The following is a 12840-nucleotide window of genomic DNA, read 5'->3' on the forward strand; positions in this document are numbered from 1 at the left end:
ATGTACAATGAGATATCAACATATATTACTTGGCGCTATACTGACGGCCAGCTTATCTGGATGCAGCAAATTCCTGGATGAGCAGCCAACTGCCCATCAGTCTTCATCCAATTATTATACAAGCTCTGAAGATGCGGTGAGAGCCGTTACTGACGCCTATCGTATGCTGAAAGACCAGGCGTACGGCGGATACTCTCCTTCCTCTTTTGGGGATATTATGGCGGACGATGCGAATAAAGGCGGCGGCGGCGCTTCCGACCAGGAGCTCATCCAACAGCTGAAACTGTTCACCGCAAAATCGGATAACGGTTATGTATACAATGCATGGCGCGATAACTATAAAGGCGTATACCTGGCGAACATCGTATTGCAGAAGGTGCCGCCTATACAAATGGAAGACGCGCTGAAAACACGTGTGCTGGGCGAAGCAAAATTCCTGCGGGCGTATTACTACCTGCACCTGGTAAGGCTTTTTGGCCGCATTCCGCTCATTAGCCAACCCATTGACGATGGTAATTACAACGTACCGCAGTCAGAAGAACCGGAAGTGCTGGCATTTATAGAAGCAGATGCCCGCGCTGCCATTGGCGCCCTTCCGCTGCAAAGCCAACAGGCAGCTTCAGATCGCGGACGCGCTACCAAAGGGGCCGCACAGGCCTTGCTGCTGGAAACCTACATGTGGCAGAAGAAATGGACACAGGCACAGCAGCTGGGGGATTCCATCATCAATTCGGGTCAATATTCGCTGACAAGTGATGTTACAAAGATCTGGACTTTGGACGGCGAGTTCAATTCCGAGTCTATTTTTGAGCTCAACTATGAAAACATTCCCGGCAAGAACACCGGCAATCTGCTGAACCTGTTTGATGCGCCCAGGAATACCTGGGGTTATGGATTCGTAGTGCCTTCCCAATCGCTGGTGAATGAGTTTGAGGCCGGTGATCCCCGGTTGAAAGCCACTGTTATCTTCAATAATCAGGTAATGCCGGATGGAACTACGATTAACACGGGCACCAGTGAAACTGGTTACTGGAACCGGAAATACTGGCTGCCAACCGACCAGATACCAACCAACAATGGTGGCGGCGCCGGCGACGGCCCTACGAATGACAGGATCTTTGGTCTTGCCCAGGTGATGCTATGGACAGCGGAAGCTGCGTTCCATAATGGGGATGTGGGACGCGCTACCAAGCTGGTAAATGATATCAGGATCCGGGCAAGAAACAGCGGCGGTAATACGGACATGAGCATTCTGCCGGACCGCAACGCCCTTACGCTTGATCAGATCTATCATGAGATGCGTGTGGAAACTGCGTTGGGAGAACATCGCCGATTCTATGAACTGGTAAGGACCGGCCGCGCGGCAGCCTTGCTGCCCAATTTCAAAGTGGGCGTTAATGAGCATGTGCCCATTCCGCTGAATGAGATACAGTTAAGCGGTGGGGTGCTCAGGCAAAATAATGGGTATTAACAGCGGTATATTATAGATCCTCGCATAAAAGAAAGAGGCCGTCAAAAGCAATTTTGGCGGCCTCTTTATCATTTGAATATGTGTTGGCTTTAATATACAAACCAGTTTGCACCGCTGTCATGAAACAAGTGGGCTTCCCAGGCATGGCTAATTGTGTAAGTGGCAGCACCGTCTATCGTCTGCGTGCCGTTTGAATTGCCAAGTGTTTGAGAAATATTAATGGTTATTGGAGCGTCGTTATTATTAACCTTCTTTATATACATTACGCGGCCATCGCCAAAGCCGCCAGCCCCCGTATTAACTGGTGGCAGGCTGATAGTACAGGGTTCTGTATTATCAACATTAATATAAAGATCGTCGTCAGTAGCCGTATAAGTTCCGGTGACAGTTACTGTCTTACTCTGAAATATGGATTTTGTGGTGACCACAGCCTTAGTAACAGCTAGCGTTCCGTTTATTCCAAGGCTCCCATTGATCTCTACTATGCCGGTTGCGTATGGCGTTGGCGGACTGGCCCCGACTCTTAAACTGCCAGCAACAAGGGTGCTGGTAACCGTAACACCCTGACCACGGGTAATAATCATCTCATCTCTCAAAAATGTGCCGTTTGCTAAATAAGATTTAAAGGTCAGCGCATCGCCAGCATTGAAAGTTGGAAATCCGCTGGGTTTACCTTTTAATCCCAGTTGCCAACTAATAGAATCCTGGCCCGCATGCCCGAATTTATAATAAGGCACAAAATCGTCAGACGACGTATTGGAAGCAGTAATAGAACGAACGCTAACAGAATCCGTTGTAACGGAGCCAGCATCGGTCACTTGCTGTAGCGTAGGCACTGATGCGCCCAGCTTTACCCAGTTTTTGCCATTAGACCCATAGTGGGCGGTGTCACCCGGTTTTTGGCGGAAGAGTATGGCGCCAGGATACGTGGCGGCAGCATAACCGGTGGTATCCTTTGTATTGATCCAAAAGAGCTTATCAACCCTTAACAGATCGTACCACTGGGGTATGGTTGTATGATTTACAAACTGTGCGTGAAGCTGCAAGCCGGGGATTGCGCAGATAAGCGCAAGGGTAACAAACATTTTTCTCATGCGTATGCAAATTTATTTTCTCTGTTATATTATACTTTTATCAGGGCAATAAATGCCGTGTTCTTTACCGTTGTTTCCAGGCCAATGCCTGTACCGGTATTGCCGGTGTTGCCGTGGGTGGTTCCGGGCACCATTACGGTTCTGTCATTAGCGTTATCACTCTGCCCTTGCTGGGTAGGGATATCGAATGGGTGATTGTGCGGCCCTACCAGGTCTGCCTGATAGCCACCTGGATTGTTATAGGTACGCGGATTTTTTTCCAGTGCTCTGCCACGGTCCTGGAACCGCGGGAAAGTTCCGCGAAGATCAGGGATACGGAATGTAACGGCGCCGTCTCCCGTGCCAAAACATCCGCGATAGGTAACAGCATCGCTTTGCCAGAGGGAGTCTTGTATAAGCGCGGCGCCGGCAGATTGAGCGAATTCCCACAATCGCGGGTAGGCATCACGGTTCACCAGCTGGCCTTCAGCCGGCAATGTGTTAAGTACGGTGGTATATCCCATGATGGGCTGGCCCACATCCAGGTAATTGCCATAGGCATTGATCACATACCATCCATCGGCGCCATTCATTACCCACAATACCTCGCCTCTTCCCATATAGACTTTTGACAAGCCTGTACCACGGAAATAAATGAACTGGCCTCCCTGCGTGGTAATGGTTGTTTGAAACTGGTTGTTAACCATCGTTTCAATAGGGATCACCGTATTTTCCGGGATAGCGCTGAGCTCAGGAAGTGTAAGTACTATCTTCAGATTGTTGCCGGCAATGTTAATGAGCTTACCCATATCACCGGTTACCAGCGTAGTATTTATATTAACTGTTTTAATGCCCGTTATGAGGCTGGGCGCACTGTTACCGCCACTACCAGGTACTTCTGTACTGCCGCCTTCCAGTTCATAAATATGGGCAAAGAAAAGGTCTCCTTCATAAAATTGGTCGTCTGCCTTGGCCAGTTCAAAGCCGCCGGTGGACAGTATGTTAAATTCGTCTGTCGCCAGCCGGCCAATACCACGGCGTGTAAGAGAGTAGGCATAGCCGGCAAGGGCAGGTACATCTATTCTTTTTTGTCCAACCAGCGCCGCAGGTATGCGGATCTCCATGTCTGCGCCGGATAATACCGGCGTTTCAGGAACGGAGTCCCCGCTGATCTTTGACCGTAGCTGGCTAACGGTCATGTGTTTTGTCTTGTTGTCAGACTGGTCCCAGGCGGCGATCTGATCATCGTCTGAGATGTCTTCAAAGGCCGGTAGTTCCGGCATGCGTGCCGTGGGGACCTGTATGTCCACCGTTTGGCCCGTTTCAACTATTTTTCCTTGTAAAATTGCCATGGCTTATCAATGGGGTCAACAATTAAATTTTCTTGTATACTTTTCCGTTCGCGTCCACATAAAGCAGCAGCATGCCGGTTGTGTCACTAGTGGCCGGAATATCTGCCATGATAACCTCCCCCACAAAATTGTTCTCAGAAGAACGGTTATTGAGGCGCTGATTTAAATCGGCTATATCCCGGCTGTTATTGCCTATTCCGCCATACCAATCCTGGACAGGGGTTGTAGAAACGGAGTCTGACAATGTGAGTTGATATTTATACTCGTCGTCAAAATCACGGGTAAACGCTGTAACGCGGATGCGGTTATCAATTGCCAGCTGCAGATCATACACCCAGATAAGGTCTCCGATGTCTATCCTGATATTTTTCTTCCGGAAGTACGCTGGATCGACTGTAACGGCAAGCTGCTGCTGCGGTTCGCTATTGGTGTTCAGTAGATCCATGGCGGCCGTTTTCAGATCCGCTTCTGCCTTCTTAACATAGGTTTCCGGCATGCGAATGTCTACCAGCACATATTCATCCCCTATAGCCGGCCTTAGCAGATCGGATGGCACATCCAGCGCTTTCTCGTCCTTGTTTTTATTTACCCGGAAGGTTTTGGAGGCACTGTTATAGCTGTTGATGTCAAAGGTATATCCGGACAGCTGGCCCGTATTGAACGTTACTTTTGCGGATACGCCTGGCAACAGATATGCATTCAGATCAAAATCCATATTGGTGTCAACGAACAGGAACGGATCTCCCGCATTAACAGAAGTGATCTTCCCGGTACGATGAGGATAAATATTGTCAAAAACCTGTGTATGTTCCACGACGCCATATTCCGCTACATTTTTTTCTATATACAGCTGGCCATCGCTCATCAGCAGGCGGGTGGAGTAATTCCGGTAATCCGGCGCCAGGTTTTTATCTGCGCCAAATGCATACAGCCGGGTGATCACATTGGAGTCGTTCAGCACCTGCCGGTCTATCTCATACAGGCCTCTGTCTTTCCCCTGCCGCAGGGTTATGCCCGTGTCTATCTGGCGTTTATCCAGATGTACCTTCTTGCCCTGCACAAAGTATTCAGTGCCGAATTGTGCGGCCATCCTTCCCAATACTGCCATACAGTTCTCAGAGTTGAATGTCATGTTCATATAAGGCCCATTGATCACCGCGCCTTTAGTCCAGCCGGCGCCAACCCGGTTAGCATTTTTGATAAGCAGATCCATGAACACATCGGGGTTGCCCATCAGAGAAAATACGCCTTCCTTCAGCTCGTTATTTGCGTCGTAGAACATGAATTGTACCTTGGAGAGATCATAGTACTCGGATTGCATTACCAGGGTATACTGATACCGCCGGGCTGATTCCTTTTTAACCGGCTGTAGCTGGTTAATATAGTAGTTTTCTCCATAAACCGTGCACCAGTCGCCTATCTGGAAACCAATATACAGGTTCAGATCAAACTGCATGGTAATGATGTTGTCGCCCATGATGGTTTTGCTCTGGTTGCTGGACTGGTCTGGTTTTATGCTTACCAGCACGTCATTTCCACGTTTTATATCTATGGCAATCATGTGATAATGAACCTCCCTTGTTCTTCTACTACGTAAACATTACTTGAATCAATAACAGGCGCCCGCTCTGTGAGGGCGATGGAAAACTGCGCAGTGATCTTTCCTTTATATGCGCCGGATTTTATCCGGGTAAAGCGGGTAAAGCTATTGCACCCTTTATAATACACATAGAAAGATCTGGATAACTCTGCGATCTCAAGGCGACGCAGGTCCGGCTTTGCGAGCATTGCCAGGAACCCGCTGTATTTCTGCCAAAAATCGGTTTCATCGTTGGCGATGATATTGCATTGAAAGCTGGCTTCTCTGGATTGGAAGAAAACACGGGAAAGATCTATGTCAATGCCGTTCTCATCCTCCCAATCATGGCTGATGCTGTCTTTCCTGGCAGGGAATTTCATAAGGTCATCACTGCCGGCGCTGATGGTTACGCCGTACACCAGCCACAGATCGGCTCCATCCATTAAATATTGTCCTATAGGGTATGTCATTACTTAATAATTTTTATGCCAACCGTTTCAATCCTGCGCAAACGCGCCTCAATACTTACCAGGTTGGCGGTGTCTGTCTTGATCAGGTTTAAGACGCTGAGGTGCTGTGTGGCTACCTGTAATTGCTCTATAGCGGTAAGCCGTAGGCCGCCGAACTGGCCGGCCAGCAGGTCTGCCTGTTGTTCTGTCATACCCTTGATAGCGCCGCTCAGACTGTTTTGATCGCTGCTACCCGTGGCCAGTTCAAGGCCGGTAATATCCTGCAACTGTTGGAATTGTTCGCCGGCGTTTTCGATGATCTGGTCATAACGGTCCTGCAGATCAGCTATTTCCTGGGCTGTAAGCACATTATCGCTTTCCGCAGCGTTGGTAAACTGGTCATAGAATGCCTGCAAGGGCTCTTCCAGGTATTGATATTTCAATGAATTAAGCGCTGCCTGCCGCATCAGGGACTCGAAATTATCGGCAAAATCCTGCGCTGCGAACAGTCCATTGGAGAACCCGTTAACGATTGAATCTTCGATACTGTCAGAAGTAGTGCCTGTAAACACTTGCGCCGCCTGTGCCTGAAGGTCTTCCAGTTGTTGCTGGATGTTTTTTCCTTCGTCCTGCAGTTGCTTCAATTCTTCATACAAACTCCTGGCGCGCCCATCGAGTTGGCCGCTGGTATAGAGCTTTTCTATTTCATCTGCTGTCATTCCCAGTAAGGCGGCATACTGGTTAACGGGCTCGCTCTTTTTCCAAAGGCCAAGAAAGCCCCCATACTTTTGCTCAGAAACGCCGGTAATAAACTGCTCACCCTGAAGAAGGGCCAATAAACGCGCCTGATCCTGCTCATTTTGTTGCTGGCCTACCTTTAAAGTATCTTCCTGTGCCTTTAAACCTTGCAGGGTAAGTTTGATCTCTTGCGCCTTTAACAAGGCGCGGTCCCGGAGTTGTTCATTGATCTTGTACTCACCCAGCTCCTGGGTTATCTGGAATGCGTAGATAGCTTCGTAAGTTTTCTGGATAGACTCACGTACCTTCTGGCCACCCTTGAGCGCGGATGCTACAACGCCTACAAGCGCTCCGGCAGCGGCGCCTATTATAGTGCCTATAGGACTGAATATTGAGCCTATGGCGGCGCCGGTAGCGGCCAAGCCACCGATCGAGGAGGCTGCACTGCCTCCATCCTCCGCTGACATCCGGCCGGATGCTACGCCCCCAACGATACCTCCAATCTGGGCTATCTGACTAATGCCACCCAGCAAATCCGACATAATTTCCAGGGTGTCAGCCAGGCCCTTATTTGAGCCTGCGACATCGGACGATAATTGCCTCAGGCCACTGCTGGCTGCGCTCAAGGTTTTCGGGAGTTCCTGGAGCACGTCCAGGAAGTGTTGATCTCCTGTTTTTTTCAGCTCACTGTTTACACCGGCAATGTCCAGCGCCAGCTGCGTCATTTCATGATTCAGTTCTTTGGTATCTGCCAAACCCGTGGAGCCAAACTTTGCAAGTACCTCCAGCATTTTTTGCAAAGACTCTTTGTTGCGGTTCAGGATGTTTTGCTGGGCAGCGTACTTTTGGTTAGCAGAAGACAATGGATCGTCTACAATGCGCTGATCCCCGATGTTCTTGATGGCAGTTTGCTCCTTTATGTCTTTTAACTGCTCATCTACCGCTTTTCTGGCATACTCCCGGTCCAGATCAGACTCCTGTTTACGTGCGCGGGCCTTTATTTCCGCGATCTTATCCGTAAGTGCCTGCTGGCTGCTCAGGTCATTGGTGTACTGCTTTTTGGTAGCCTCAATTTCCAGCGCTGTTTGTTCGTCGATCGCGGCTTTTTTGAGTTGGAGTTCTTCGTTGGAGTTTGGAGCAACAGTGGTAAGGGAAACATTTATATTGGAAAGCTCAGAATTTAGTTTGTTGGTGATGTCCTTTGCTGCAGCCTTGGCCTTGGCGTCATCCAGCACCAGATTTCCGGCAAGGTCAATTTTGCCAAGCACTCCTTTTCCTGCCTTTAGCTTCTCCGCCTGCGCTTTAAGATCTTTGATCTTCTTATCGATTGCTTCGGGAGTGTCGCCATCCTGTTGCCTGATCGTGTCTGCTTTGCGTTCCAGGTCCTGGATCTGATTCATCAGGTCCTTTAATTTGGAGCTTTCCTGGTGGGCCGCCTCGGCAGATTTTTTGATACTGCTGTAAGGATCCAGCTGTTTTGTTTTTTGGTCTGCCGCTAACAGGTCTTTTGCCAGTTGGGCGCGGTCCTTATCAACAGTGGAACCTTTGTAGCCTTTTTCGATACTGTCACGAACCGCACGGATCTTCTCCAGGCTATTTGCCTGGCTAATGAGCTGGTCATTGGTCTGTTTTGCCGCTACTGTATTTTTCGACTGGGATGCAGCCTGCGCTTTGATCTGGTCAGTGGCCAGATCATTAGTTGTTTTTTCCTGTTCCTCGAGCTTTTTACTGTAGAGATCACGCAGATATCCGCCTATCTGTATATCACTCTGCGCATTATCCCTGATAAATCCACCAAAAAGACCAGTAGCGTTCAAATCTGGTGTTGCGTCATCGATCTGTTTCTGGTAACGGGCTACTTTTTCCCTAAGTTCCTGCTCCTTTTTGAGAGAGGCGGTTACCGCGGCCTGGTCTGTTTCCAGCTTCATCTGGTTGCGGAGCGCCTCGATATAGTTGTGAACGTTCTCCGTCAGCTTTTGCTGAGAAACGTTCTTTGCGTCAATACCAGCTACCAGTTTGGAATCTATAGCCGCGAGCTGCTGATACGCAGCAAGCCTTTCTGCTTCTGTAGCGTTGACGTCCTTCAAAATCTCGAGATAGGGACGGATCTTTGCGGTCTGCTCATCTACAGAATCAGCCACTTTTTTACTGGCCTCTGCCAACAGCTCCTGTTTAGAGGTAACCTCTACACCGGAGTCCCCATAAAGAAGCAGGGCCGCTGTCAGGCCAGCCAGTATGGTGGCAATAGCTATATAGGGGTTTGAGAGCATCGTAGCGTTCAGTAGCTTCTGCGCCTTTTCTGCGATCACAAGGGCCTGGTAATGGAGGAATTCTCCGGCCGTCAGCGCAGTTACGCCAACAGTCTGCAGGAGCAATTGAGTAGCGCGGATCTTCTCCATCACATTTACTACTATAATAGCCGCCTGATACGCGCCATATGAAGCAACCAGGATCTCAATGATGTTTATAACGTCCTGGTAATGCTCCACAAGGGTTGTGAGCGCGTCAATGGCTGTGCCGGCAACACCTTCTGTACTTTGGCCAATATCGTTCAGCATGAGGGTGAACGCATCCCCGAGATTATTGATCCTGCCGGCGAGGGTGCCTGATTGATCGTCCATCAGGCCAAAAAATGCGCCGCCTACGCCGGTCATGTTCTGGAATGCCTGCTGAATTTCCGGAAAGCCAACCTGGCCGGCAGCAACCATTATATCCACCTGTTCGGCAGCGATGCCAAACTGTTTTGACAGCTCCTGTATGATAGGAATGCCAAGACCGGTAAACTGTGCAATGTCCTCCGTTGAAGCCTGGCCCTCTGTTCTCAGGTTGCCATACAACTTAACAATATCATTAAGCGGGGCGCCTACACCAGATGCCACATTGCCAAGCATGCCAAGCGTACCCACTATCTCTTCCGCCTGGAAGCCATAAGCAAGCAGCTGCTGGGCGCCCTGCGTAGCATCTTCTATACTAAATGGAGCTTTTGCGGCCAGGTCTGCTACCTGCGACAGGAGTTGGTCTGCCTTGTCTTTACTCTGCAACAGCCCGGAGAAAACAATTTCCATTTGCTGGAACTCGCCCCGTACCTTGATCATTTGCTGCAGGAAGTTTTTGGCTGCCGATACATTAAGGTATTCGCCGATAGCTGTTGCGGCCTTTTTAGCCACGCTCTCTATAGCGGCAGATTCCTCCTTGGCGGCTTCTGTCACCTGGTTGAGCTGGCGCTCCATAGATAGTAGTTCTGCCTGAAACTGACTGTCGTTAATACGCAGCTCAATTTCCAAAGATCCACCGTTAACATTTAATGCCATTACTATCTATTTAAAAACGAAAAAAATTGATGATATCTTCCTCTTCTATCTTATCTGCGGGTTCCACGTCTTCCTTGTCCCCATCCCAGGACGGAATGGTGGCTGATAGCATTAATATATTGCTCCAGCTGATTTCCCAGAGCACCGCATGCCATGATAGCCGGAAATACTTGATAATGCCGCCGATTATTCCCCAGAGGCTATTGTCTCCACTGGATTTAGTAGGCTCACCCCTCTTATTGAGATGATAGTACTCATAAAATTTACCAGATCAAGCTGACGGATAATAATGCCGGATATTGACATAAGCTCCGCTGCTGTCAGGTTTTCTTTTATGAACCGGATGAGGTCCTTTCCGGGGCCTTGCTCGCTGTTGGCAATGGCGGTAGCCACTACTTGAGCCAGCACGTCGCCATATCTGTTATAGGCCACGTAATTGCTTTCCAGGGCGGAGCCGTTCTTCTTATACACGTCGGCGTCAATCTCCAGGAGCAGCCTTGATATCCGTATCATATTGCCCAGGGTGGCAGGGCGGATCGAAAAGGTGCGTTTGGCTGGTAGCCAGCCCCACCTCATAGCGATCCGCTCCCACCATCTTGGATGCAACACGTCAATATCGACGCGGATGGATTTTTCAAGTATAGCATCAGCTGTAGAAGACAGGATGTTCTTTGAATGATCCATGTTGGGTTATGCCTGTTTAGTGTACTTTACAGGAGATACTCCCTCTTTCTCCGGCTTCAGAATGTCGATGGTGATATCCACCTGGAAAAGGGCTGACTTACGGAAGTTGAACTGCTTAATAGCACTTACCTTACCACGGGGAATGTCTACGATACCGTTCTTCTGGGTGATAAGACGAATGGACTGCTCGATCTGAGGAGCTTCCAACGGCGCTTCCCAAACACTGTTGCCACTTTGATCTACAGATGCGGCGCCGCCGAGAACACGTACCAGAGAGGCTGGCTCTACATCATATACGCTCAGCGCTACGGTACTTTTGCCCGGTGTTACCTGTGTGTAAAAAGGAGTGTCCAGCTCTTCCACGTTAAAATCAGTGGTGGTGGGGGCCGCATCCGTCAGGATAGCGGTGTCGGTTACAGTGGGGCCCAGGGGTAACAGGTCAGTACCCATACCGCCGTCAGCGGCGATGTCGCCCATCAAAAATTGCTTTAAACCTAATTCGGCTTTTGCCATGGGTTAACGAATTTTAAAGATTAAATAAAAATTATAAATTAACTGCATAAAAGAGCAGCCGGATACTTATGTAAGGCTCATGGGTTTCAGGGATTTCCAAAACGGCCTGCTGTTGTACAGAAAAACATACATCATCGATCCACACTTCAGTTAATAATGAAGTGGCTATTGCAGCCAGGATCTGCATGCGCGCATGGTCTGCCGGCACATAGATATTAACGTCTACTAAACCTTCCTGCAGTTGCTGAGCGCTGATAGGTTGACTATTGATAACTACATCTTCTTTATCTGAGTTCAGCGGCCGGCTGTTTTTATATATGCCACCGGTTACAGCATTCTTTAAGGGGCTATTATCAAGCCAATTCCAAACAATGTCTTCTGCATCTAACGTTGTGATCATCGCATTCTTTTTTATATGCCGCCAATCCCGTTGTGAGCTTACAAGTGGTTAACAAACAATGGTATGGGGCTGTTTGTGAATACAAAAGTACGAGCCTATGTTATCCCCAAAATAGGTATTCGTTTTTTAGTTTTTAAACAAATACACCCATGCCGGCCCATCCTTCTATATTAAACATTCCATCGTTGCCTTCCCACGGCTCGGTGCTGGCAAACCTCTTTGATTGGCGCTCCACCCTGTAAATACTATCGCAGGTAAAAATGTGATTGTTTATTATAGTCCTGTTGCTAATGGCCGCAGTCAGGCGCCGGTGGCTCAGGCGCTCCAATTGCATGGCCTCATGCAGACTACTGTAAGTTTGTACGCTTTGGCCGTTAAGTTCACGTTTCACGACTTCTGATCCTTTGTAATTCTTTCTCTTCTTCATCACTGTAGTTAAATTATATTATCTTTTTTTTGGGAATTGTGGTTATGCATTAAATATTGATTTCCTCCATTTTCTTTGACTCAGTTTTTATTCCGGATGTATTGGTAATGCATCCGGTAACAAGTGCTGCACGGTTTTGGGGGATTCTATATGAGGTCTTTATATTGTTTTTTACCCTATATTTGAGCTTGTCCTATACTATTAATTTCACAGCGGAATATGACCGCGTTTGAAAGGGTGCTGAAGGGGCGCTTTTAAATTTGTGGTAATAATGATAAACTGGATAGGGTACATCAATTGGTGCTAATATGTTATCTCGTTAATATGGTTACATACTGCAAAAATGCGCTGAACGAATGCAGTGGATCTGCGCAGTATAGAACATACAACCTAAATGCTATATGAAAAAAATAATACTACTTATCGTCCTATGTATGCCTTTGCTGGCCCGCGCTCAGCGCATTTTTGTTGAACCTAATCCCAGAGGTTATGAGCAGCCAATAATAAACAAGCTGATTGAAGAAAAATATAAAGTCGTATTTAAGAGCGATAGTGCAGACATAACGATTAAATGCATGACATCAGCTAAAAAGAAGTACAGAGCGATAGGTTATCTGTTGGCAGTTAGCCCCAAAGATGGGACCATATTAGGCGAGTCAAAAAGGGAAAGCGCCAGATCCAATTATTACAATGGCCTGGAAGATCCTGAATACCGGATGATGAGGCAACTGGCCAATAAAGAGCTGAAGAATTTACTGTACGAAATATCGTCTGATAAGAAAATGTAACATAGGAAAGCGTTGAATAGTTTATCACTCTTCTGTATAAATAAGAAAGGTCCTG

The 12840-nt window shown here is 48.2% G+C and carries 11 protein-coding genes; 2 read left to right on the forward strand and 9 right to left on the reverse strand.

Annotated features, from left to right (window positions below):
* Nucleotides 1–7 precede the first annotated feature (7 nt).
* Nucleotides 8–1471, forward strand: coding sequence for a RagB/SusD family nutrient uptake outer membrane protein (locus tag F0L74_RS17450; protein ID WP_149839170.1), 1464 nt, complete (start codon nucleotides 8–10; stop codon nucleotides 1469–1471).
* Between the two features lie 89 nt (nucleotides 1472–1560).
* Here F0L74_RS17450 and F0L74_RS17455 read toward each other — a convergent pair whose 3' ends face one another.
* The 9 genes from F0L74_RS17455 to F0L74_RS17495 all read right to left on the reverse strand — a co-directional run bounded on the left by F0L74_RS17455 (nucleotide 1561) and on the right by F0L74_RS17495 (nucleotide 11997).
* Nucleotides 1561–2565 (reverse strand): hypothetical protein, encoded by a 1005-nt coding sequence (locus tag F0L74_RS17455; protein ID WP_149839171.1) that lies wholly within the window; start codon nucleotides 2563–2565, stop codon nucleotides 1561–1563.
* A 29-nt stretch (nucleotides 2566–2594) separates the two neighbouring features.
* Nucleotides 2595–3896 (reverse strand): phage tail protein, encoded by a 1302-nt coding sequence (locus F0L74_RS17460; RefSeq protein ID WP_149839172.1) that lies wholly within the window; start codon nucleotides 3894–3896, stop codon nucleotides 2595–2597.
* A 22-nt stretch (nucleotides 3897–3918) separates the two neighbouring features.
* Nucleotides 3919–5457 (reverse strand): phage tail family protein, encoded by a 1539-nt coding sequence (locus tag F0L74_RS17465; protein ID WP_149839173.1) that lies wholly within the window; start codon nucleotides 5455–5457, stop codon nucleotides 3919–3921.
* Nucleotides 5454–5945: a hypothetical protein gene (locus F0L74_RS17470; protein ID WP_149839174.1), complete on the reverse strand. Its 492-nt coding sequence runs from the start codon at nucleotides 5943–5945 to the stop codon at nucleotides 5454–5456. The genes F0L74_RS17465 and F0L74_RS17470 overlap by 4 nt, the downstream gene beginning before the upstream one ends.
* Nucleotides 5945–9973, reverse strand: a complete 4029-nt coding sequence (locus tag F0L74_RS17475; protein ID WP_149839175.1) for a tape measure protein — start codon at nucleotides 9971–9973, stop codon at nucleotides 5945–5947. The genes F0L74_RS17470 and F0L74_RS17475 overlap by 1 nt, the downstream gene beginning before the upstream one ends.
* Nucleotides 9974–10159: 186 nt before the next feature.
* Nucleotides 10160–10657, reverse strand: a complete 498-nt coding sequence (locus F0L74_RS17480; RefSeq protein ID WP_149839176.1) for a hypothetical protein — start codon at nucleotides 10655–10657, stop codon at nucleotides 10160–10162.
* Nucleotides 10658–10663: 6 nt separating this feature from the next.
* Nucleotides 10664–11170 (reverse strand): hypothetical protein, encoded by a 507-nt coding sequence (locus tag F0L74_RS17485; protein ID WP_149839177.1) that lies wholly within the window; start codon nucleotides 11168–11170, stop codon nucleotides 10664–10666.
* Between the two features lie 31 nt (nucleotides 11171–11201).
* Nucleotides 11202–11570, reverse strand: a complete 369-nt coding sequence (locus F0L74_RS17490) for a hypothetical protein (RefSeq protein ID WP_149839178.1) — start codon at nucleotides 11568–11570, stop codon at nucleotides 11202–11204.
* Nucleotides 11571–11703: 133 nt separating this feature from the next.
* A complete protein-coding gene (locus tag F0L74_RS17495; protein WP_149839179.1) occupies nucleotides 11704–11997 on the reverse strand; it encodes a hypothetical protein in 294 nt (97 codons plus the stop codon).
* 401 nt (nucleotides 11998–12398) lie between these two features.
* On the opposite strand from F0L74_RS17495, the gene F0L74_RS17500 reads away from it, so the two are divergent.
* Complete coding sequence (locus F0L74_RS17500) at nucleotides 12399–12785, forward strand: hypothetical protein (protein WP_149839180.1); 387 nt, start codon at nucleotides 12399–12401, stop codon at nucleotides 12783–12785.
* Nucleotides 12786–12840: the final 55 nt, after the last annotated feature.

Source organism: Chitinophaga agrisoli (assembly GCF_008386695.1).
GTDB lineage: Bacteria > Bacteroidota > Bacteroidia > Chitinophagales > Chitinophagaceae > Chitinophaga > Chitinophaga agrisoli.

Bases quoted from the DNA above. Each gene is read 5' to 3' on its own strand.
- F0L74_RS17450 (WP_149839170.1), top strand. From the start codon at position 8: ATGAGATATCAACATATATTACTTGGCGCTATACTGACGGCCAGCTTA.
- F0L74_RS17455 (WP_149839171.1), bottom strand. From the start codon at position 2,565: ATGAGAAAAATGTTTGTTACCCTTGCGCTTATCTGCGCAATCCCCGGC.
- F0L74_RS17460 (WP_149839172.1), bottom strand. From the start codon at position 3,896: ATGGCAATTTTACAAGGAAAAATAGTTGAAACGGGCCAAACGGTGGAC.
- F0L74_RS17465 (WP_149839173.1), bottom strand. From the start codon at position 5,457: ATGATTGCCATAGATATAAAACGTGGAAATGACGTGCTGGTAAGCATA.
- F0L74_RS17470 (WP_149839174.1), bottom strand. From the start codon at position 5,945: ATGACATACCCTATAGGACAATATTTAATGGATGGAGCCGATCTGTGG.
- F0L74_RS17475 (WP_149839175.1), bottom strand. From the start codon at position 9,973: ATGGCATTAAATGTTAACGGTGGATCTTTGGAAATTGAGCTGCGTATT.
- F0L74_RS17480 (WP_149839176.1), bottom strand. From the start codon at position 10,657: ATGGATCATTCAAAGAACATCCTGTCTTCTACAGCTGATGCTATACTT.
- F0L74_RS17485 (WP_149839177.1), bottom strand. From the start codon at position 11,170: ATGGCAAAAGCCGAATTAGGTTTAAAGCAATTTTTGATGGGCGACATC.
- F0L74_RS17490 (WP_149839178.1), bottom strand. From the start codon at position 11,570: ATGATCACAACGTTAGATGCAGAAGACATTGTTTGGAATTGGCTTGAT.
- F0L74_RS17495 (WP_149839179.1), bottom strand. From the start codon at position 11,997: ATGAAGAAGAGAAAGAATTACAAAGGATCAGAAGTCGTGAAACGTGAA.
- F0L74_RS17500 (WP_149839180.1), top strand. From the start codon at position 12,399: ATGAAAAAAATAATACTACTTATCGTCCTATGTATGCCTTTGCTGGCC.